The organism is Nitrincola tapanii (assembly GCF_008368715.1).
Taxonomy (GTDB): domain Bacteria; phylum Pseudomonadota; class Gammaproteobacteria; order Pseudomonadales; family Balneatricaceae; genus Nitrincola; species Nitrincola tapanii.
The window spans coordinates 14,301-35,794 of record NZ_SMRS01000007.1; the positions used below are offsets into that span (position 1 = coordinate 14,301).

Here is a 21,494-nt window from a genome sequence, read left to right on the forward strand (position 1 = left end):
CATAGTGCCAGAGGAAGCGAAATGGCGGGAGAAAGAGTCAAGGTCGATCGCGCGCAAGCGCTAGAGATTTGGGGGCGAGAGGCCTTAGCGCATCTGGGGGTTGAGCAGAGCGCAGAGCTGTTATGGCAGGCGGTATCCGGTGATGCGAGTTTCCGGCGCTATTTTCGTTTGTCCGGTGCCTGTGGACAATGGATTTTGATGGATGCCCCGCCTGAGCATGAGGATTGTCGCCCATTTTTACGTATTGCCGATACTTGGTATCAAGCCGGTATCCGAGTGCCCCAGGTGTTGGCTAAGGATCTTGCGCAAGGTTTCTTATTACTGGAAGACTTTGGAGATCAACTTTTACGCATCGATCTGGAGAAGCAAGATCCTCTATTGGCCTATCAAAGCGCATTCGCAGAGCTGGCGCGGATTCAAACCCTTTCTATGCCCAGTTTGCCAGAATATGATCGAGCTTTGTTAAGGCGTGAAATGTCGCTTTTTCCCGACTGGTTTCTGTCGCAGTTGTTGGGGCTAACGCTCACTCAGGCCGAGCAGGAGATTTTGCATCAGGTGGAAGAGCGCCTGATTTTGGCCGCTCTGGCTCAGCCTCAGGTCGTGGTACACCGAGATTACCATTCACGTAACCTGCTGAGTCTGCCAACGGGCGCAGTTGGAGTCATCGATTTTCAAGATGCCGTTATCGGTGCCTTGACGTACGATCTTGTTTCCCTCTTAAAAGACAGTTATGTGGAATGGAGTGAAGCCCAGGTAGCGGCCTGTGTGGATCTGTTTTATCAGCAGTATTTACCGGCTGCTATGCAAGCACAGGTCTCGCGTAACGATTTTCACCGCGCGTTTCATTGGATGGGTATGCAGCGCCAGTTAAAAGTGTGTGGCATTTTTGCACGTCTTTACTTGCGCGATGGTAAGGCCGGTTATCTGGCTGATATCCCGCGCACACTGAATTATCTATTACGTGCCGCCAGCTCTTTCCCGGAGTTTGCTGAGTTTTCGCATTGGTTAAGCGCACGCGTGTTGCCGGCTTTGCAACAGCACCCCCTCTATTCGGAGCAGGTTTGGCCTGAAGGCTGGGCAAAATGAAGGCGATGATTTTGGCGGCAGGTTTGGGAATGCGTATGCGCCCTTTAACGCTCACTCAACCCAAACCTCTCATCCCTGTTTTAGATAAGCCTTTGATTGTATGGCATCTCGAAAAACTCGCAGCGACGGGTATTCGAGATGTTGTGATCAATCACGCTTGGTTAGGCGAGAAAATTGAAGCCTATTTAGGCACGGGGCAGGCTTGGGGATTAAATCTTGAGTATTCTGCTGAAAGTGAACCCTTGGAAACCGGCGGCGGCATTCTGAAAGCCTTACCTAAACTCGTTGAACAAGAAGAAGAGTGTTTTTTCCTGGTCAATGCCGATGTTTGGTCCGATTTTGATTACTCCCGTTTCTTAAGAAAACCTCTGTTGCCAGAGGACTTAGGCTGTTTGGTCATGGTGGAGAATCCTGATTGGCATCGACAGGGGGACTTCCGTATGGATGAGCGAGGGCGCTTGCATCCAGAGCAAGGTCGAGCGCTCACCTACAGCGGGATAAGTTTGCTGCGAGCAAGTTTATGGACGGGCCAGGTGCCGGGTGTCTTTCCCTTGGCGCCTATTTTGCGCCAGGCGATTGCAGCGGATCGTCTGGTGGCGGAGGTTCATACCGGGCATTGGTCGGATGTCGGGACACTTGAGCGCCTCACGCAGCTGGAACAGCAAGTTCGACAAGAGGTATTGCTATGAACCATGAAGCTTGGGGCCAGACATTGGGTCAGCGTGTCAAAGTGGGTAAGACGGGGATCTTGCTGGGGGCCTTTATCGGTCTCTTTAGCGGGGGGTGGGTCGGCCTGATTTTAGGTGGGCTTACGGGCTATTTTATCGAGCGTTTTTTGCGTAAAGCTACCCGTCTTGCGCCCCAACAGCTGTTCTTTCGAGCCACTTTTTGTGTCATGGGTAAGATCGCTAAAGCGGATGGGCGTGTGACCGAGACCGAAATCGAGTTCGCACGCGAAGTCATGGCACGTATGAATTTGAATGAGGCGGCGAAGCGACGTGCCATTGAATATTTCAACGAAGGTAAGCAGGCTGATTTTGATTTAGCCAAGGTGTTGCGACCTTTGGAGTTGGTTTTGCGGACACGTTTTCCACTGCGGGTGATGTTTCTAGAACTGCAACTTCAGGTCGCGCTGGCAGATGGTGAAATGTCAGCGGCGGAACTCAAAATTATTGAAGAAATTTGCCATCTGTTGCGTTTTTCACCCCTTGAGATGCAGCAGGTTGCCGCACGGATTCGTGCGGCGCATGCTTACGCACAACATCATTATGAGTGGCATCAGCAAGCGGGGGCAGCGTTTGATGAGCGACCTCTGCTTCAGGATGCCTATGGCATACTTGGGGTCAATGAACAGGCCAGTGAAGCGGAAGTGAAAAAAGCTTGGCGGCGGTTAATGAGTCAGCATCATCCCGATAAGCTTGTTGCTAAGGGGTTGCCACAAGAGATGTTGGAATTGGCCAAAGAAAAGACTCAAGAGATACAGTCCGCCTATGAGCGCATTCGCAAAGCACGTGGCTGGCGTTGATCAACGCCGGCCTGGAGGGCGTTGATCATTGGGTGTTTCGGCGGACTCTGCGCGTTCAGCCTGTTCTTGAAATGGGATCAGGATCTGTTGCTCGATTAAGCCACGGAGCTGACGTTGCAGCCAGGGCATCTCCTCTTGCCAGCCCGCTTCCAAAGAAGCACGCAAACCTTGTCGATGGTAGCCGGAGACTTCATGGCGTTGTGCCAAACGTTGACGGCTACGCGCTGCTTGCTCGCGCTCCTGACGGTGAAGGTCGATGACAACCCCTTCGATCTCTAGTAGATATTGATCCAGCGTTCGATCTCCACTGATCAGCTCTTCAGCGTCGAGTAGAATTAAATGTAAGGGTCGATTAGCATTTTGGCGCTCGGTGACAAAGCGGCTGGCTGCACTGCTGCTGCGCCCAAACGCGATGACGATATAAATATCTGGGTCAAAGGTCGTAAATTCATTCAGGGCATTCTCTAAACGTTGCAGGCTACTTTGCTGAAAACGTTCAGTCACGGCCGCTAAATTTTCTCCTTGTGTGAGTGCATCAGCAGGGCGGTGGGGTGGGGCAGGCGGCTCGACCACCAGTGTTAGCCAGCCCTGCTCGGCCAAATATCGGCGCAGAGCATGGGTTTGTAATAACCAGTGGCGTTCACTAAACGGATCGGGTAACAGAATAATACCACCTAAAGCCTGCGCTCGCCCCGGTTGCTCGAGAAGTTGGTAGTAACGCATTTCACCTGTTTCGACCTCTAAAACCTCTGTATCTTTAGGCAAACTCAGGACTAAACGCTCGGTCTGATTTAAGGCAGGTACCTGTGAGCGCTGGAGGGTCTGCGCCACTAAAGAGTTGGCTCCTAGGGCGATCAAGAGACTAAGACTTAAACTGAGCTGAGCAAGAAACTTTTTTCGCAAGAAGGTTTACCTAAGTAGGCTTCAGGTCGGAAACCTGAGGGGCATAGGGTACAATAACGCGCAGTGTAACTATTTTTGGATGCAAAGTTTATGGCCGATTTCTTAATAGCCCCTTCGATCCTGTCTGCTGATTTTGCGCGTTTAGGTGAAGAGGTTGAAAATGTTCTCGCAGCCGGTGCAGATGTTGTGCACTTTGATGTGATGGACAATCATTATGTACCCAATCTAACCATCGGCCCGATGGTGTGTAAAGCCTTGCGACAATATGGTATTCAAGCACCGATAGATGTCCATTTGATGGTGAAGCCGGTGGATCGATTGATCGGTGATTTCATCGAAGCAGGCGCCAGTTGGATCACTTTTCATCCTGAAGCTTCTGAGCATATCGATCGTTCTTTGCAGATGATTCGTGATGGAGGCTGTCGTTGTGGTTTGGTGTTTAACCCGGCAACGCCGCTGCATTACCTCGACTATGTCATGGATAAGGTCGATATGATTCTGCTGATGTCAGTCAATCCAGGGTTTGGTGGCCAGCGTTTTATTCCTGGAACACTCAATAAACTTCGTCAGGTCCGTGAGCGGATTGAACAAAGTGGGCGAGAGATTCGTTTGGAGATCGATGGTGGGGTAGGCATTCAGAATATTGCCGAGATTGCGGCTGCGGGTGCCGATACGTTTGTAGCAGGCTCGGCGATTTTTAATACGGAAGATTATGCCGCAACGATTGCGCAGATGCGTGCGCAACTGGCTGGAGTTAAGGTGGATGCGTGAGAACTTTGCTCAAGGGCGCCCGGCGGCTCTGATCTATGATCTGGATGGCACTCTGGTGGACAGTGTGCCGGATTTGGCACGTGCCGTGGATCAAATGCTTTTGGCGCTGGGTGCGGATATGGCGGGAGAGGCTGCGGTGCGTACTTGGGTCGGCTTAGGTGCCCAGCGTTTAGTCGAGCAAGCACTCGCTGCCAGTGCAGCATTTGACTCTCAGAGTGCTGAAGAGATTTTTCCTGTAGCCTATGAGCTTTTTCTTTCTGCCTACAGCCAGTGCAACGGCCGTTTGAGCCAGATCTATCCTGGAGTGCGCGCGTTTCTCGAGCATTGGCACGCAGAAGGCATTCCGCAAGTCGTGGTTACCAATAAACCTGCTGCGTTTACGGAACCTCTGTTAGCGCAGATGCAGTTGCAGCATTTTTTTGTTCAGGTGGTTGCTGGCGATCATTTAGCGCGTAAAAAGCCCTATCCCGATCAGCTGAATTGGGTGTTTGAGCAGTTGCAGTTGCTTGCGCAAGAGGTGCTCATGTTGGGAGATTCACGCAATGACATTCAAGCCGCGCGTGCTGCGGGCTGTCCGGTGATCTGTGTGGACTATGGCTATAATCATGGCGTGCCCATCGCTCAGGATCAGCCAGATCGAGTGGTGAAATCTTTGCTCGATCTACTTTAAACCTGATCTATTTTCACACTTAGCTTTAAAAAGCGGCTTCAGCCTGTAACGGTCAAGTCTGGGAAGACATTCGCCTAGAAGCTCGGTTCCCCAAAGCGAAGCTTTTCTTGATTTGCATCAAGTGAGAGGAGAAAGCTTTCTGTTTTTTCTGATTGTTATTCGAGGTTTCTTTGCTAAACTCCTTGCTAGTACTCGAACCCATGAAGGGTCAATCAGGGGGCAATATGATGAAAAAAACAACCTTGTTGTGTGCAGCTATAGGTTTGGCTGTGACAACGTCCACCGCAATCGCCGATCCATTGCGTGATCGAGCGGCCGCTTTGTTCAGCCCGATTCCAACGGAAGCGCCTGAGATTAAAGGCAACAAACTGACGGATGAGAAGGTCGAATTGGGCAAAATGCTGTTCTTCGAACCACGTTTGTCTTCCAGTCATTTGATCAGCTGTAACACCTGCCATAACGTGGGTATGGGTGGACATGATTATCTACCGGTATCGATCGGTCATGGCTGGCAGAAAGGACCGCGTAACTCACCTACTGTCTTTAATGCGGTGTTTAATGCGGCGCAGTTCTGGGATGGTCGTGCAGCGGATTTGGCTGAGCAGGCTAAAGGTCCTGTGCAAGCAGGTGTGGAAATGAGCAGTACGCCTGAGCGCGTTGTCGCAACCTTAAAATCCATGCCAGATTATGTGGAGCGTTTCACCGCCTCTTTCCCAGGTGAAACGGATCCGGTAAGTTTTGACAATATGGCGCTGGCGATTGAAGCCTTTGAAGCGACTTTGATCACACCTAACTCCCGCTTTGACCAATATCTTCTGGGTAAAGCCGATGCGATGAGCAACGAAGAGAAAGAAGGTCTGGCGTTGTTTATGGATAAGGGTTGTGCGGCCTGCCACTCTGGTGTCAACTTCGGCGGTCAGAATTACTTCCCATTCGGTCTAGTCGTGCGTCCGGGTGCGGATATCCTGCCGGTTGGGGATAAGGGGCGTTTTGCCGTGACCAATACAGCATCGGATGAGTATGTCTTCCGTGCAGCGCCTTTGCGTAATATCGAGCTGACTGCACCTTATTTCCATTCAGGTGCTGTCTGGGATCTGGAAGAAGCTGTGGCCGTCATGGGAACAGCGCAGCTGGGAACAGAGTTGAACGAGGAGCAGGTGAAGAAAATCACCGCCTTCTTGCGCACGCTGACCGGCGATATTCCTGAAGTGGTTTATCCGATTCTGCCGGTGAGCACGCCAGATACTCCGCGCCCAGTGGATATGGTTGACTACTAAGTTCGAGTTGAATCGGCTTCTTGCCTCTAAGGTAAGAAGTGAGCAGGCAATAAAAAAGGGTCGATGATCTCGACCCTTTTTGCTTTCTACCTACCTGAGCGGATGCGGTGTCCGCTGTGCTTTAGGCGTTCAGGTCTACTACTACGCGTCCACGCACCTGGCCGTTCAAGAGTTTTTCGGCAGTCGCAATAGCATCCGCTAGTGGGATCTCTTGAGTGATCAGGGCCAGCTTGTTTGGATCTAAATCCTGCGCTAAACGCTGCCAAGCGATTAAGCGATCTTCGCGTGGACACATCACACTATCGATACCGACAAGGGTGATACCCCGCAGAATAAAGGGTGCGACGGTGGCCGGGAAATCCATACCACCGGCTAAACCGCAGGCCGTGACAACACCGCGATAACGCATGCTGGCGCAGACGTTGACCAGAGTTTGGCTGCCTACGACATCAATGGCAGCGGCCCAACGCTCGCGTGCTAGGGGTTTGCCAGGAGAGGAGAATTCGGCTCTATCTAGAATCTCCTTGGCCCCAAGGTGAGTTAAGAAGTCACGCTCCTCAAGACGCCCACTGACGGCCACGACCGAATAACCGAGTTTGGCGAGCACGGCGATGGCAACACTGCCGACGCCGCCTGCGGCACCTGTTACCAGAACTTCGCCTTGATCAGGGGTAATACCTTGGCGTTCCAAAGCCAGAATGCAAAGCATGGCGGTGTAACCTGCAGTACCGATCGCCATGGCCTGTTGTGGGGAGAAGGCTTTAGGTAAAGGGATGAGCCAATCACCTCGCAAACGCGCCTTCTGAGCTAAACCTCCCCAGTGGGTTTCACCGACTCCCCAGCCGTTGAGCAGCACCGCATCACCGGCTTTAAAGTTGGGGTGTTGGCTGGATTCCACCGTGCCCACCAGATCGATGCCGGGAACCATCGGGAATTTACGCACGACGGGGCTGCGCCCACTGATGGCTAATCCATCCTTATAATTAAGAGTGGAGTGGCTGACAGAGACGGTCACATCTCCTTCGGGGAGTTCCGCATCGGTCAGTTCTTTTAGGCTGGCACGATAACCGGCATCATCTTTTTCGATCAAGATTGCTTTAAACATCTTCCCTCCGCGTCAGATTTGACTGCTTTAGAGACCCTCCCCAATATTTAGCTTGGAGGTGGTCTCTGAGTGTTTATTTTTATTTCGGGAGTAGAGCGTCTAGCTTGGTTTTCAACAGGCCTTGCACCTGTCCAGGATTGGCTTTGCCCTGGGAGAGTTTCATCACTTGGCCCATAAAGAAGCCAAGCATTTTGCCGCGTTTATCCGGTTCTGCTGCAAGGTATTGCTCAACCTGAGGTGTGCATTGGGCGATGACTTGATCGACCGCTGCTTCAATAGCACCCGTATCGGTGACCTGTTTTAAGCCCTTGGCATCGATAATGGCATCGGCATTGCCGCCTTCGCTCCAGAGGATTTCAAAAACCTGTTTAGCGATCTTGCCGGTGATGGTTTCATCCTTGATACGCACCAGCAAACCGGCAAGTTGTGTCGCGGAAACTGGACTCTGACGTATGTCGAGATCTTGTTGATTCAGATTCTTCGCCAATTCGCCCATGACCCAGTTCGCGGCCAGTTTGGCATCACCTGTTTGTTTAACTAGGGCTTCGTAATAATCCGCTTGTGCGCTGTCTGCGCAGAGTACACCGGCATCATATTCAGAGAGCTGGTATTCGGTGATAAAGCGTGCTTTGCGGGCATCAGGCAGCTCTGGCAGGGTTTGACGAATCTGCTCGATGTAAGTCTCATCAATTACGACCGGCAGCAGATCTGGGCAAGGGAAGTAACGATAATCGTTGGCTTCCTCTTTAGAGCGCATGCTGCGCGTTTGATTGCGATCCGGGTCATAGAGACGGGTTTCTTGTACCACGCGTCCACCGTCTTCAATGAGGTCGATCTGACGGGCTACTTCGGTTTCGATGGCGCGCTCGATGAAGCGGAAAGAGTTGATGTTTTTCAGCTCAGTGCGCGTACCGAGCGTCTCGCTGCCTTTAGGGCGAATCGATACATTACAGTCACAACGCATTGAGCCTTCGGCCATGTTGCCATCGCAGATGCCCAGTGTGGTCACTATGGCATGAATCTTACGCGCATAGGCTGCCGCTTCTTTAGCGCTGCGCATGTCGGGTTCTGAAACGATCTCGACCAGTGGGGTACCAGCGCGGTTAAGATCGATTCCGGTCATGCCATGGAAATCTTCATGTAAAGATTTGCCAGCATCCTCTTCAAGATGCGCATGATGAATACGCACGCGACGCGTACCGCCTTCTTCGGTTTCAATATCAATATAGCCCGGCCCTACAATCGGTTCAGCCAGCTGCGTGGTTTGATAGCCCTTAGGCAGATCGGGATAAAAGTAGTTTTTACGTTCAAACACCGAGCGTTTGCCGATTTCCGCATTGACCGCCAGACCAAACATCACCGCCATGCGCAACGCGTTTTCGTTAAACACGGGGAGGGTGCCGGGTAAAGCCAGATCTACGGCGCAGGCTTGGGTATTCGGTTCAGCACCAAAAGCGGTACTGGCACCGGAAAAAATTTTGGTCTGAGTGGAGAGCTGAACATGAATTTCCAGCCCGATCACGGTTTCCCATTCCATCACTCTGAATCCTCTTAAAGCTTGACGGGCGACTGGGTATGCCAGTCAGTGGCTTGCTGGAATTGATGTGCGATGTTCAGCAGCTTGTCCTCGGCAAAATAGTTGCCGATGATCTGTAACCCAACGGGTAAGCCTGCGACCTGTCCACAAGGAATCGACATGCCGGGTAGGCCGGCAAGATTCAAAGACAGGGTAAAAATGTCTTCCATATACATCGCAACTGGATCGTTATTTTTCTCGCCGATGGCAAACGCCGTGTGGGGTGTGACAGGGCCCATGATGACATCGACTTCTTTCAAGGCTTCGACAAAATCTTGCTGAATCAGGCGGCGAATCTGCTGTGCTTTGCGATAGTAGGCGTCGTAGTAACCGGCGGAGAGAGCGTAAGTGCCGATCATGATACGGCGCTTGACTTCGCGACCAAATCCCTCGCCGCGGCTGCGGGTGTAGAGATCCATTAAGTCCTTGGGTTCTTCACAGCGATAACCGTAGCGCACTCCGTCAAAACGCGAGAGATTAGAGGAGGCTTCTGCGGGTGCAATAATGTAATAGGCAGGGATGCAGCGTGCTGTGTTGGCTAAGCGAATAGGTTTGCAAGTCGCACCGAGAGCTTCAAATTGGCGTAAGGCTTGTTGAATCTGGGCGGCGATTTGGCTGTCTAGGCTACTGGAAAAATATTCATCCGGCAGACCGATGCGTAAGCCTTTTAAGGGTAAATCGAGTTGTGCTGTGTAATCAGGCACGGCGACTTCAGCACTGGTGGAGTCGCGTGGATCATGTCCTGCCATTACTTGCAGCATCAGAGCCGCATCTGCAGCGGTGCGAGTCATGGGGCCTGCCTGATCTAAAGATGAGGCATAGGCGATCATGCCGTAGCGTGAAACACGGCCATAGGTGGGCTTTAAACCGGTAATCCCACAGAGTGCAGCCGGTTGCCGGATGGAGCCCCCAGTGTCTGTCCCCGTGGCAGCGGGGGCGAGGCGTGCGGCGACAGCGGCTGCCGAGCCGCCAGATGAACCGCCGGGAACACGAGTGGTATCCCAAGGATTGCGCACGGGGCCGTAATAGCTGTTTTCATTGGAGGAGCCCATCGCGAACTCGTCCATATTGGTTTTACCCAGCATCACGGCACCTGCAGTATTAAAACGCTCGACCAGTGTCGCGTTGTAGGGGGCAATAAAATTATCGAGCATTTTTGAGCCACAGCTGGTTTTAACCCCTATGGTGCAGAAAATATCCTTATGGGCGATGGGTAAGCCGGTAAAGCGGCCTGCTTGGCCGGCGGCACGTTGAGCGTCAGCCTGTGCCGCTTGCTGTAGCGCCAACTCCGGAGTCAGAGTGATATAAGCGTTATACTGTGCGTCTTCGCGCTGAATGCGCTCGAGCCAGGCTTGGGTCAGCTCCTGGCTGCTAAAATCACCCCGCTCCAGCCCATCAGCCAGTTGAGTGAGTGTTAGATCAAACATGGTCAGAAATCCTTAAGCAGATGGACAGAGGGTTATTCAATCACTCTGGGAACCAGGAAAAGACCGTCTTCAACGGCCGGTGCGCAGGTTTGAAGCGCTTCGCGCTGATTGACTTCACTGACTTCATCCGCGCGCAGTCTTTGGACGCTGTCCAATGGATGAGCTAGAGGTTCAACACCTTGGGTGTCCGTGGCTTGCATGGCATCGACCAGGCTGAGAATACTGTTCAGGCTGGAGGCGAATTCGGAAATTTCGGCGTCACTGACCTCAAGGCGGGCCAGGTGAGCAATACGGGCAACATCGGAATGGTCGAGAGACATGCTCTGTTTCTCACTCTACTTGAATAATTTTGGATCACTGCCTAACTTAACACATTTGTTCCTTGCTCAAAATCCCCGCCATTGTTAGAGTTACTAGCTTTCCAGGATTGTCGGCCGTCAGGCTAATCGCAGGGTACCCACTTCCATGTTTAAAAAATTCAGAGGTCTTTTTTCCAGCGACCTGTCTATAGATTTAGGCACGGCGAACACACTGATTTATGTTCGTGATCGTGACATCGTTCTTAATGAGCCCTCAGTGGTGGCAATTAGAACCGTCGGTAATCAGAAGAGTGTGGCGGCCGTTGGCACTGAAGCCAAGCGCATGCTGGGTCGTACCCCTGGAAATATCACGGCCATCCGTCCGATGAAAGATGGGGTGATTGCGGATTTTCATGTCACTGAAAAGATGCTGCAGTATTTTATCAGTAAAGTGCATGACAACAGTTTCTTAACACCCAGCCCACGAGTATTAGTCTGTGTGCCCTGTAAATCGACCCAGGTTGAGCGCCGTGCGATTCGTGAGTCCGCGATTGGTGCCGGTGCGCGTGAAGTCTATTTGATTGAAGAGCCGATGGCGGCCGCGATCGGCGCCGGCTTGCCTGTGGATGAAGCCACAGGTTCGATGGTGGTGGATATCGGTGGGGGCACTACGGAAATCGCGGTGATCTCGCTGAACGGTATCGTGTATGCCGAATCAGTACGTATTGGAGGCGATCGTTTTGATGAATCGATCGTGACCTATGTGCGTCGTAACTACGGTAGCCTGATCGGGGATGCAACGGCTGAACGCATCAAGCAAGAGGTAGGTACGGCTTATCCCAGTTCTGAAATTCTGGAAATCGATGTGCGCGGTCGCAACCTGGCCGAAGGTATTCCACGTAGTTTTACCCTGAACTCCAATGAGATTTTGGAAGCTTTGCAGGAGCCTCTTTCTGCAATTGTTCAGGCTGTGAAAAGCGCTTTGGAGGGTTGTCCACCTGAGTTGGCGTCCGACATTGCTGAGCACGGAATTGTTTTGACCGGTGGCGGCGCTTTGTTACGCAATATTGATCGTTTGATCAGTGAAGAAACCGGTTTGCCGGTTATTACTGCAGAAGATCCTCTGACCTGTGTGGCCAGAGGCGGTGGCCGCGCTCTGGAAATGCTTGATAACCGAGCTTTCGAGATACTGACCCACGAGTAAAACATGTTTGCTTGGCTGCGTCTTCGTGGACATCTTCTAAACTCGGAGGTGTCCCATTAATCCTATCTTTCGACGCGGCAAACCCCGTGCGCTTTTCCTTGTATTGCTGATCGCTGCGCTCGTCTTGATTGTAGCGGAGTTAAACTGGCATAAAATGAAGGATGGCCGCGTTTATCTTTCCTTATTGATAACACCCCTGCAATGGTTAGTTGATCTGCCTTCACGCGGAGCAGATCGGCTTTCTGATGTCGTGGTGGATCGTGCCACACTGGTTCGCGATAACGAGCGCCTGAGAACTGAGTCCCTTGAGCTGCAGCGCAAAGCGCAGTTGATGGCGGCGCTGACGGAAGAAAATCGTCAATTGCGTGGTTTGCTGAATGCGCGTGAACGCATCGAGGCTCAAGTCACCATGGCTGAGCTGATCGGCATCAATCCAGATCCTTTCTTGCATGAAGTCATCATCAACCGAGGTTTTGAGGAAGGGCTTTACGCCGGACAGCCAGTGTTGGATGCAGGCGGTGTGATGGGGCAGATTATATCTCTCACGCACTATACCAGCCGAGTGATGCTGGTGACGGATGCGCGTACGGCCATACCCGTTGAGGTCAATCGTAATGGTTTCCGTAGTATTGCCCTAGGGCGAGGTGTTTTGGGCGAGTTGGAGTTAAGCCATGTCCCAGATACGGCGGATATTCAAGAAGGCGATCTGTTGCTCACTTCAGGCTTAGGTGGACGTTTCCCGCGGGGTTATCCGGTTGCGGTGGTCAGTGAAGTGATTCGTGATCCGGGCCGCCCTTTTACGCTAGTCAAGGCGACCCCTTCGGCGCGTTTGGATCGTAGCCGTCATCTGTTGGTGGTGGACTATCGACGCCCTGATGCTGAGCGTGTATTGGATGAGGCCGAGTGGCGTCATGAGTGATCAGTTAGGGGGAGGTCGACTGATTATCCTAGGTACCTTCCTCATCGGCTTGGCGTTGAGTCAGTTGCCTATTCCCGATGGCTTTGCTTGGTATCGACCTGAATGGGTGGCCTTGATCCTGATCTATTGGGTGTTGGTGTTACCGCATCGTGTTGGCTTGCTGAGCGCGTTTGCTCTGGGACTCCTTCTCGATTTAATCCGTGGCAGTGTCTTGGGATTAAATGCCTTATCTTTATTGATCATCACCTATCTAACCCTACTTTTATACAAACGTTTGCGCATGTTTCCACTCTGGCAACAATCTATGATGGTGATGGTGCTGATCGGGATCAATCAGCTGCTCTTTTTCTGGATGCAGAGCATGACCGGCACGACGGGAACGGGTTTAATGTTTTTGATGCCCTCCCTGGTGAGTGCGTGTCTTTGGCCTTGGTTGTATGTCATCTTGCATGGCGTGCGCCGAACCTTTCGAATCGAGTAAACGTTATGTCTGCATTGCCTCTGATTCTAGCCTCCGCTTCTCCCCGTCGACGTGAATTATTGACCCAGATTGGTGTACCACATCAGCTACATCCTGTGGATATCTGTGAAGCGCCACAAGCCGGTGAGGAGGCGAGCGCCTATACTCAACGTCTTGCTTTAGAGAAGGCTCAGTCGGCTCAGAATCAGCTTACCTATCCAGCCTGGATATTAGGCTCGGATACCACCGTGGTGGTGGACGGTGAGATTCTGGGTAAGCCGGAAAATCAGGCCCAACATCAGCAAATGCTGCTCAAACTTTCAGGACGGCGACATCAAGTTGTGACCGCCGTGGCATTGGTTGGACCGGATACGCAGGCGCTGCGTTGTGTCATCACCGAGGTGGAGTTTGCTGATCTAAGCCTTGCACAGATCGCAGCCTATTGGCAGACGGGAGAGCCACAAGATAAGGCAGGTGGTTATGCCATCCAGGGGCTGGCGAGTGTTTTTGTAAAAGCGATTCATGGCAGTTATTCGGCTGTAGTGGGTTTGCCTCTATTTGAAACGGCTCAGTTATTAAGCGAATATCAGATCCCCATGTGGCATCAAGCGCAATCCTAAGGAAAGCATCATGGCAGAAGAAATACTGATTAACTTCACGCCGATGGAAACGCGTGTGGCGGTGGTCGAGAATGGTATGCCGCAGGAGATCTATGTAGAGCGGGCCAGTCGTCGAGGTATTGTGGGCAATATCTACAAAGGGCGTGTGGTGCGTGTGTTGCCGGGAATGCAAGCGGCATTTGTAGATATCGGTTTAGAGCGTGCGGCCTTTATTCCAGTGGATGAGGTCGTTGAGCCTAATCCAGCGCCCGGTGTGCGTAATAGCATCTCCATTGCTCAGGTTTTAAAAGAGGGCGATATACTTCTGGTTCAGGTGGTCAAAGATCCGATTGGAACCAAGGGCGCACGCCTGACGACACATCTTTCGATCCCTTCGCGTTATCTCGTGTTGATGCAGGGCAACCCTCATATCGGTGTTTCACAACGGATTGATGATGTTGAGGAACGTGAGCGTCTCAAGGGAATCATTCAAGCTTTGCAGAGCGAAACCTGCCCTCAGGGTCTCCCTACGGAGCAGGATAATGGTTTTATTCTACGCACCGTTGCGGAAGGGGCGTGTGAGCAAGAGTTAAAAGAAGATCTTATTTATCTACGCCGCCTTTGGGCGAGTTTACAAGCGCGTTTAGAGCATTTAAAAGCCCCAACCATTGTTTATGAGGATCTCCCTCTGCATATGCGAGCTTTGCGTGATATGGCGCACTCAGGAGTTGAGCGTATCCGTATCGACTCACGTGAAACCTATTTGAAAGCGCAGGAGTTTGCGGCGGCTTTAGTGCCGGAAATCGTCGAGAAGCTTGAGTATTATCCGGGCGAGCGCCCACTCTTTGATATGTTTAATGTAGAAGAGGAGATGCAGAAGGCACTCGGGCGTAAGGTTGAGTTAAAGTCGGGCGGCTATCTGATTTTTGATCAAACCGAAGCGATGACGACCGTGGATGTGAATACGGGTGCTTTTGTCGGGCATCGTAATCTCGAAGAAACCATTTTTAAGACTAATTTGGAAGCCGCAACTACCATTGGTCGGCAGCTGCGTTTACGCAATTTGGGTGGCATTATCATCATCGATTTTATCGATATGCAGGATCCCGATCACCAGCGCCAAGTCCAGCGGACCTTGGATCGAGTGTTAGAAAAAGATCATGCTAAGTGTAAAGTCACTGGTGTGTCTGAATTAGGCCTGGTGGAAATGACGCGTAAACGTACGCGTGAAAGTTTGGAGCAGGTGTTGTGTGAGCCCTGCCCTATGTGTCAGGGGCGTGGATCTGTCAAAACTCCGGAAACGGTATCCTACGAAATCTTCCGTGAAATTCTGCGTCAGCATCGTGCTTATGATACCGATAGTTACCTCGTTCTGGCGGCAGAGTCGGTTGTCAGTTACCTGATGGATGAAGCGTCTGATCATGTCGCGGAATTAGAGGCCTTTATCACCAAAACGATACGTTTCCAGGTGGAGAGCATTTATAGCCCTGAACAGTTTGATGTGGTTTTGCGTTAGGAGCTCAGCGCATGGACGCCACACAACTACTTAAACGCCTCATTTCTTTGCTCAAATGGCTACTGATCACGCTGGCGCTGTGCTTTGTCTTGTTGCGTTTGAGCCTACCCTGGATGAGTCAGCAGCAGGCACGCTGGTTGCCTAGTCTGATGGAAAGTTCTGGGCTGGATCTTGAAGTGTCGAGTTTAACACTGCGCATGGATGGTTTTCTGCCCTATCTGGCCCTGCAGGATCTGCGTGTGCAATGGGGGGAAGCTGGGTCGCCGCATCTGTCTTTACGTGCTCAGTCCCTGGAATTGTGGTTAGATCCTTGGCGCAGTTTGCTCTTTCGAACCCCAGTCTTACGTTATGCCCATCTCAGTGATGCGGATCTGCATTGGCAGGAACAAAAAGAGGCCTGGTTACGTTCGCAAGCATCCTTACCTGAACCTGACGCCGATCCTGTAGCGAAATGGATGCGTTGGTTGCTATTACAACCTGAGTGGGTTGTGGATAACCTCAGTGTAGGTCTAAAAGCTGAAGAGGGGGATCTGCTGTTAATCGCCCCCATTCACGCGAGTTTTAAAGGGGAGGGGCAATCCTATGCGGTGCAAGGCTCCTTACAAATTCCACAGCTTGGGCAGGATACGCAGCTAGCATTTGCCCTGCAAGGACAAGAGCTGGATCTGCAGCGGCCTTTATTCGGGCAATATGAGTTCTATCTGAGCAGTGATGCCCTAGGGACCGATCTGCTGCGTTTTATAGATCTACCGCTTCCGATTCAATCCTTGCATTTGGGAACAGAGATTTGGGGGGCTTGGCAGGCGGGGCAGCTCACACGGCTGCAAGGTCAGATTAATCTCGACAGGCTAGACATCGACTATCCGGGCTGGCCGAACTTACAGAATTTCTCAACCCGGTTTGATTTACAGCCTCTTGTTGAACCCTCGTTAGCTCAAGAAAACCTTTATCAATTACACCTTTTCAATACGCAATGGTCTTGGCAGGAGACGTTAACCCCGTTACCGGATCTGGTGGTGAATGCCAAATGGCAAGAAGGTCACTGGCCCAGCTTACAGCAGCTTTTCGTCACTGAGGTGAATCTTGAAGCTGTCTCCGGTTGGCTGCTCACACAGCCAGATCTCCCGACCCCAGCTCAATCTCTTATTCAAGACCTAGGGTTACAAGGCGCTCTAGAGAATCTGGTCTTGGATTGGACGCAAGAGCGCGCCTTAACCGACCCGCTTATCTACGCCGAACTGGCCGGAGTGGCTATAGCACCTTGGCAAGATGCACCGGGAGGAGAGGGGATCGAGGGGTATCTAGAAGCCTCCTTAAGTGCCGGCCAGGTTTGGTTAGACAGTCAACAGTTTCAGTTGTATTTCCCTGAATTATTTGATGCGCCCTGGCAATATCAGCAAGCTCAGGGGCTAGTTGCATGGCAGCTTAGCCCCGAATCATTGTTGATCCAAAGCCATAACCTGCACTTAAAAAATGCCGCCTTACAGGCGCAGGGTCGCTTCAGTCTCTATCGTCCTTTTGATCTCAAGGAGCAGGCTGAATTTACCTTAATGATCGGCTTGCATCAGAGTGATGCCCTGCAAACGCCCTATTACCTCCCCGATGTGCTTAACCCGTCCTTGCGGAGTTGGTTGAGTGAGGCGGTTCATGCTGGGCGTATCGAGGAGGCCGGTTTGCTCCTGCATATGGGCTTGCGCTCCGAGGTTGAAGCGCGCTTACCTCTGAGTTTACAGATGTTTTTTGCCTTGGATCAGGTTGACTTTGACTATCAACCGGGTTGGCCACGGGTACAAGAAGCTAAGGCGAAGATGTTGTTGCAGGGAGAAAGGCTGGATCTGAATATTGAATCGGGGCGCTTGTTGAATACTCAGGTTACAGAGGGTCAGGTGATTTTGCCTGAGGCCGGTGCGCCTCTAGAGGTTTCTTTACAGTTGCAAGGACCATTACAGGATCTGGATCAGTTGTTGAAAAGCCCGGTATTGGATACGTTTTTGCCGGATGAGTTAAAAAATTGGCAGATGCAGGGACAGGCACAAACAGCGCTGTCATTAAGTTTGCCATTGGAGGCAGATGCCGTGCCTGGGGTGCAAGTCAAAACTCAGATTGAACAGGGGCGTATGCAGGCTGAAGCCTATCGTATCCAGATCGATCAGATACAGGGAGCACTAGAATACGATTCTGCGAAAGGTTTAGAAGCGGAAAAATTAACCGGGCGTTTCTATGGTGAAGAGGTTCAGGCTCGGATAGGTTCGAACGATCCTTCCAGTGTTGAATTAGTGTTGAACAGTCGCCTCAGTCTAGAAAACCTAGGGAACTGGTTAGAACAACCTCTACCGGAATTTCTTTCGGGTCAGTTGAACTATCAAGCAAACCTAGAGTTTTGTGCAGATCAGCAGCGCTGTCCTTTGATTCTGATCCGCTCAGATTTGAGAGGTATTGGAATCGATCTTCCTTTTGAGTTGGGTAAAACTCCAGAGCAAGCCGCCTCAACCCGGATCGATTATTATCCATTGCATCAGCGCGCCTATATTAACTATCGCGACCAGGCTCGCGCGGTTGTGGGATTAGAGACGACACTGCGCGGGCATGTACGCTTGAATGCGGGGCCTTTGACTTTGCCCGTGAGTCAGGTTGGAGAGGCTTGGCGTTGGCAATTGGAGAGCGATGAGTTCAGTGGCGTGATTCGCCGTCGTGTCGACTCACCTGTGATTCTGGCTGAGATGGCGCATATAACATTACAGACTGCTGAGCGGTCTGCTCTGGTTGTTGAAAGCGAAGTGGAAGTGTTGGCGCCAACCCAGCGTCCAGGGGATTTTCCCGCTTTAAATCTACAGATCGATGCTTTGTCTTGGAATCAGAAAGATCTAGGACGTTGGCAGCTTGAGATGCGTCCACAGGGTAACCATCTACTCTTGCCTAAAATACAGGCAGATCTGCAGGACCTCCGGCTTGAAGGTCAGGGGCGTTGGATAGGCTCCCGCACGGAGCTGAATCTCACTTCACAAGGCCAGGATCTTGGTAATCTTTTACAGCGCTGGCAGTGGGGGCATCCGATAGAAACCCAGAGTGTGATGGCGCGTGCGCAGATGGAGTGGCCGGGTGCACCCTGGCAGTTTCGTTTGGCGAACTTATCTGGTTTTTTCAGTTTTGAAGCCTTGGATGGGCGCTTGATTGAAACCAGTCAGGGTGCCAATTTGCTGAGAGTTTTTGGCATTCTTAACCTCAGCACCTTAACGCGACGTCTACGTTTTGATTTTAGTGATCTACTGAAAAAAGGTGTGGTCTTTGATCGTCTAGCGGCCAGTTATGACATCACCCAAGGGATAGCACAGACGCAAGAGCCTTTAAGCTTAAAAGGTCCTTCAGCGGATATCCAGATGCAGGGACAGATCGATTTAGTCCAGGGGCAGCTCAATAAGCAGATCGAAGTGGCGATTCCGCTCGGCAGTAACCTGACGCTTGGTGCGGCCCTGTTGGGAGCGCCGTATGTCGCGGGCGCAATTTTTATCGTGGATCGAGTCTTGGGCGACCGTATCGAAAAAATGACCAGCATTCGCTATCGCTTAAGCGGTGATTGGTCAGATCCACAAGTACAATTACTCAACACACCTTAAAGGCCTCGTTTAACGAGGCTTTGTGAACATCAGATTACTCTTGCTATGCAGGGCTTTGTTGAGCTACTCGGTGGCGTTCTCAGCCGTTTCGCGGATAAAGCGAAAGAGCTTACGAAAGTAGGTGGGCGGGCGTTGGGCCTGCTGCTCTTTCTGAGCATTGCGAATTAACTGGCGTAATTGTTGAATGTCAGTATGAGGGTAATGCTGGATAAAGCTCTGAAGCTGACTGCCATCTTCATCCTGTAAAAGCTTATCGCGCCAGTTTTCCATAAGATGAAACTTTTGATTATGCAGCTGGCTGGCGGTATCAAATTCGTCTAAAGCTGCCTGAATAGCTTCAGCGTCCGCTTGACGCATTAGGCGTCCGATATATTGAAAGTGACGGCGACGAGCACGATGCGATGCAATGCGACGGGTTTCCGCGACGGCCTTGCGTAGTGTTTCATCCATCGGAATGCGCTCTTGCTGATCGGGGCGCAGCTCAGTGATTTTTTCGCCCAGCGCCTGCAGGGCTTCCATTTGACGTTTGATTTCCGAGCGGCTAATCAGCTCGTCTTCATCTTCCTGCACCGCAGGATGGTGGCGATTCATGGTTTATTCCGCTTCATCAAAACGATTGTTAATGAGGGCTTCTAAAGCCAATAGAGCGGCTTCAGCATCTTCCCCTTCAAAATGAAATACAAGTTCTGTGCCCTGGCTGGCGGCCAGCATCATGACAGCCATAATGCTTTTGCAATCGACACGGCGTCCGGCTTTTTCCACTTCAATACGGCAGGCAAAACGCCCCGCTTCAGCGCTGAGTTTGGCTGCTGCGCGTGCATGTAAACCAAGTTTATTAATGATAGTAAGCGGGACACTGATCATGCTGATTCCAGAATAAAGCACTGAATGCCATCTTAATGCAGTTCGCGATGGCGCAGGTGTACATTATCCATATGCTGCTTGAAATAACCAGCCAGCTGCTCTGCGACATAAACGGAACGATGTTGGCCGCCGGTACAACCTATGCCAATGGTGAGATAGCTGCGATTATCACGCTGAATGCGCGGTAACCAGCGCTCAAGGAACTGTGTGATATCGGCAATCATCTGTTTCACCTCATCACTTTCTTTAAGAAAGTCGATGATGGGCTGGTCTAAGCCTGAAAATTGGCGGAGTTCCGGAACCCAGTAGGGATTAGGCAGAGAGCGTACATCAAAACTAAAATCGACGTCTAAAGGTAGGCCATGTTTGAAGCCAAAGGATTCAAACTGCAGTGACAGGGCTTGCTCCTTGCGCTGAGCGATACGCAGTTTAATGCTGTCTCTCAGCTCATAGAGACTCAAGCGTGTGGTGTCGATACGAATATCGGCTAAGACAGCAATGGACTCTAGGCGAATCTGCTCCTCCTGTATGGCATCTTGCAGGCTTTTAACGGCGTCCGTCAGTGGGTGTTTACGTCGTGTTGCATTAAAGCGCTTGAGCAGCGTGGCTTCTGCCGCATCCAGATAAACGACTTCATAGGTCAGCTCAGGAAAACGTGCCAGTGTTTTTAATACCTGAGGGACTTGGCGTAAGTTGCTGCTGAGGTTACGTGCATCAATACTCACGGCCAGTTTGACCGGGCTGTCAGGAGCGGCGAGCATCTGCTCAATCAAATTGGGAAGGAGCAGCGCTGGGAGGTTATCAATACAATAAAAACCGATATCTTCCAGCGCTTGCAGAGCCGTACTTTTACCAGAGCCGGAGCGTCCGCTGAGTACGATGAGTTTCATGCCTTAACTCGCTTGCGCCAATTGGCGTATGCGTTGTAGCAGGGCATCTGAGCTTTCGGCTTGACGAAAGGCTTCACGCAAGCTGGCCTGGCTGAAAAGTTCGGCTAAACCAGCAAGTGTCTGCAGATGCTCAGTTGCCGCATCTTCAGGCACCAATAAGCAGCAGAGTAGGTCGACAGGACGACCGTCTATCGCATCAAAATCGATAGGGGATTTCAGAGTCATCAGCAGAGCGATGGCATGACTGCAACCGGCCAGACGGCAGTGAGGAATGGCAACGCCATCCCCTATGCCCGTACTGCCGAGGCGCTCACGATTAAGAAGTCCACTGAAGATTTCATCGGCTTCCAATCCGTCCATATCTGCGGCAAGGGATTGGCTGGCCAATTCCAGAACGCGTTTTTTACTGACCGCCTCGACTTGGTGGAGGACTCGAGAATCGGTGAGCAGCTCGGAAATATGCATGATGATCGCTATCGTATCGATTATTTATGAGATTTCAGTTTTTCCTTATGTTTAATGATCTGACGATCCAATTTGTCGATCATTGCATCAATTGCCGCATACATATCTTCACTTTCAGCCTGAGCAAACACTTCTCCACCGGCAATGTGCATGTCCGCTTCGGCTTTCTGGCGCAGTTTTTCGACGCTCAGGGTCACCTGGACATTGGTGATATTGTCAAAATGGCGCTCAAGACGTTCAAACTTAGTATGCACATAGCTATTTAGTGCATCAGTCAGTTCTACATGATGGCCAGTGATGTTGATTTGCATGAGGTATCTCCTT

22 protein-coding genes are annotated in these 21,494 nt (G+C 51.4%); 12 read left to right on the top strand and 10 right to left on the bottom strand.

Annotated elements, in window-relative coordinates; genetic code table 11:
* Positions 1–21: 21 nt before the first annotated feature.
* Genes E1H14_RS09650 through djlA form a run of 3 tightly spaced genes read left to right on the top strand, consistent with a single transcriptional unit; the run spans position 22 to position 2,611 of the window.
* Entirely contained in the window at positions 22–1,086 is a 1,065-nt protein-coding gene (locus E1H14_RS09650) for an aminoglycoside phosphotransferase family protein (RefSeq protein WP_149391266.1), read from the top strand.
* A complete protein-coding gene (gene murU, locus E1H14_RS09655) occupies positions 1,083–1,775 on the top strand; it encodes an N-acetylmuramate alpha-1-phosphate uridylyltransferase MurU (protein WP_149391267.1) in 693 nt (230 codons plus the stop codon). The genes E1H14_RS09650 and murU overlap by 4 nt, the downstream gene beginning before the upstream one ends.
* Positions 1,772–2,611, top strand: a complete 840-nt coding sequence (djlA, locus tag E1H14_RS09660; RefSeq protein WP_149391268.1) for a co-chaperone DjlA — start codon at positions 1,772–1,774, stop codon at positions 2,609–2,611. Before murU ends, djlA begins: the two co-directional genes overlap by 4 nt.
* Here the strand turns inward: djlA and E1H14_RS09665 are convergent, their stop codons facing one another.
* Positions 2,612–3,514 (bottom strand): DUF3530 family protein, encoded by a 903-nt coding sequence (locus E1H14_RS09665; protein ID WP_149391269.1) that lies wholly within the window; start codon positions 3,512–3,514, stop codon positions 2,612–2,614. It lies immediately after the preceding gene.
* A gap of 90 nt (positions 3,515–3,604) precedes the next feature.
* Between E1H14_RS09665 and rpe the strand changes: the two genes are divergently transcribed.
* From rpe to E1H14_RS09680, 3 genes are all read left to right on the top strand, one after another.
* Positions 3,605–4,285, top strand: coding sequence for a ribulose-phosphate 3-epimerase (gene rpe, locus E1H14_RS09670; RefSeq protein WP_149391270.1), 681 nt, complete (start codon positions 3,605–3,607; stop codon positions 4,283–4,285).
* Positions 4,278–4,955, top strand: a complete 678-nt coding sequence (locus tag E1H14_RS09675; protein ID WP_149391271.1) for a phosphoglycolate phosphatase — start codon at positions 4,278–4,280, stop codon at positions 4,953–4,955. Before rpe ends, E1H14_RS09675 begins: the two co-directional genes overlap by 8 nt.
* A 227-nt stretch (positions 4,956–5,182) precedes the next feature.
* Positions 5,183–6,232 (top strand): cytochrome-c peroxidase, encoded by a 1,050-nt coding sequence (locus E1H14_RS09680; RefSeq protein WP_149391272.1) that lies wholly within the window; start codon positions 5,183–5,185, stop codon positions 6,230–6,232.
* A 121-nt stretch (positions 6,233–6,353) separates the two neighbouring features.
* Here E1H14_RS09680 and acuI read toward each other — a convergent pair whose 3' ends face one another.
* From acuI to gatC, 4 genes are all read right to left on the bottom strand, one after another.
* Positions 6,354–7,337 carry an acrylyl-CoA reductase (NADPH) gene (acuI, locus tag E1H14_RS09685; RefSeq protein WP_149391273.1) on the bottom strand — a complete coding sequence of 328 codons (984 nt, stop codon included), beginning with the start codon at positions 7,335–7,337 and terminating at the stop codon, positions 6,354–6,356.
* 79 nt (positions 7,338–7,416) lie between these two features.
* The gene (gatB, locus tag E1H14_RS09690) at positions 7,417–8,874 is read right to left on the bottom strand and encodes an Asp-tRNA(Asn)/Glu-tRNA(Gln) amidotransferase subunit GatB (RefSeq protein ID WP_149391274.1); all 1,458 of its coding nucleotides are present in this window, start codon (positions 8,872–8,874) and stop codon (positions 7,417–7,419) included.
* Between the two features lie 14 nt (positions 8,875–8,888).
* Positions 8,889–10,340 (bottom strand): Asp-tRNA(Asn)/Glu-tRNA(Gln) amidotransferase subunit GatA, encoded by a 1,452-nt coding sequence (gene gatA, locus E1H14_RS09695; protein ID WP_149391275.1) that lies wholly within the window; start codon positions 10,338–10,340, stop codon positions 8,889–8,891.
* A 32-nt stretch (positions 10,341–10,372) separates the two neighbouring features.
* Positions 10,373–10,660 (bottom strand): Asp-tRNA(Asn)/Glu-tRNA(Gln) amidotransferase subunit GatC, encoded by a 288-nt coding sequence (gene gatC / locus E1H14_RS09700; protein WP_149391276.1) that lies wholly within the window; start codon positions 10,658–10,660, stop codon positions 10,373–10,375.
* Between the two features lie 145 nt (positions 10,661–10,805).
* Here gatC and E1H14_RS09705 point away from each other — a divergent pair, with 145 nt between their 5' ends.
* The 6 genes from E1H14_RS09705 (at position 10,806) to E1H14_RS09730 (ending at position 18,951) form a co-directional block, all read left to right on the top strand.
* The gene (locus E1H14_RS09705; protein WP_149391277.1) at positions 10,806–11,843 is read left to right on the top strand and encodes a rod shape-determining protein; all 1,038 of its coding nucleotides are present in this window, start codon (positions 10,806–10,808) and stop codon (positions 11,841–11,843) included.
* A gap of 103 nt (positions 11,844–11,946) precedes the next feature.
* A complete protein-coding gene (gene mreC, locus E1H14_RS09710) occupies positions 11,947–12,762 on the top strand; it encodes a rod shape-determining protein MreC (RefSeq protein WP_268814364.1) in 816 nt (271 codons plus the stop codon).
* Positions 12,755–13,243, top strand: coding sequence for a rod shape-determining protein MreD (gene mreD / locus E1H14_RS09715; RefSeq protein WP_149391279.1), 489 nt, complete (start codon positions 12,755–12,757; stop codon positions 13,241–13,243). The genes mreC and mreD overlap by 8 nt, the downstream gene beginning before the upstream one ends.
* A gap of 5 nt (positions 13,244–13,248) precedes the next feature.
* Entirely contained in the window at positions 13,249–13,842 is a 594-nt protein-coding gene (locus tag E1H14_RS09720) for a Maf family protein (RefSeq protein ID WP_149391280.1), read from the top strand.
* 10 nt (positions 13,843–13,852) lie between these two features.
* Positions 13,853–15,337, top strand: coding sequence for a ribonuclease G (rng, locus tag E1H14_RS09725; protein WP_149391281.1), 1,485 nt, complete (start codon positions 13,853–13,855; stop codon positions 15,335–15,337).
* An 11-nt stretch (positions 15,338–15,348) separates the two neighbouring features.
* On the top strand, positions 15,349–18,951 hold the full coding sequence (locus E1H14_RS09730; RefSeq protein ID WP_149391282.1) for a YhdP family phospholipid transporter: 3,603 nt from the start codon (positions 15,349–15,351) through the stop codon (positions 18,949–18,951).
* A gap of 63 nt (positions 18,952–19,014) precedes the next feature.
* On the opposite strand, the gene yjgA is transcribed toward E1H14_RS09730, so the two are convergent.
* The 5 genes from yjgA to hpf are packed head-to-tail and all read right to left on the bottom strand — an operon-like array spanning position 19,015 to position 21,481.
* Positions 19,015–19,542: a ribosome biogenesis factor YjgA gene (gene yjgA, locus E1H14_RS09735; RefSeq protein ID WP_149391283.1), complete on the bottom strand. Its 528-nt coding sequence runs from the start codon at positions 19,540–19,542 to the stop codon at positions 19,015–19,017.
* A gap of 3 nt (positions 19,543–19,545) precedes the next feature.
* Complete coding sequence (locus E1H14_RS09740) at positions 19,546–19,815, bottom strand: HPr family phosphocarrier protein (RefSeq protein WP_149391284.1); 270 nt, start codon at positions 19,813–19,815, stop codon at positions 19,546–19,548.
* Positions 19,816–19,847: 32 nt separating this feature from the next.
* On the bottom strand, positions 19,848–20,705 hold the full coding sequence (gene rapZ, locus E1H14_RS09745) for an RNase adapter RapZ (RefSeq protein ID WP_149391285.1): 858 nt from the start codon (positions 20,703–20,705) through the stop codon (positions 19,848–19,850).
* A 3-nt stretch (positions 20,706–20,708) separates the two neighbouring features.
* Complete coding sequence (locus E1H14_RS09750) at positions 20,709–21,170, bottom strand: PTS sugar transporter subunit IIA (protein WP_200834086.1); 462 nt, start codon at positions 21,168–21,170, stop codon at positions 20,709–20,711.
* Between the two features lie 20 nt (positions 21,171–21,190).
* Entirely contained in the window at positions 21,191–21,481 is a 291-nt protein-coding gene (gene hpf, locus E1H14_RS09755) for a ribosome hibernation promoting factor (protein WP_149391287.1), read from the bottom strand.
* Positions 21,482–21,494 lie beyond the last annotated feature (13 nt).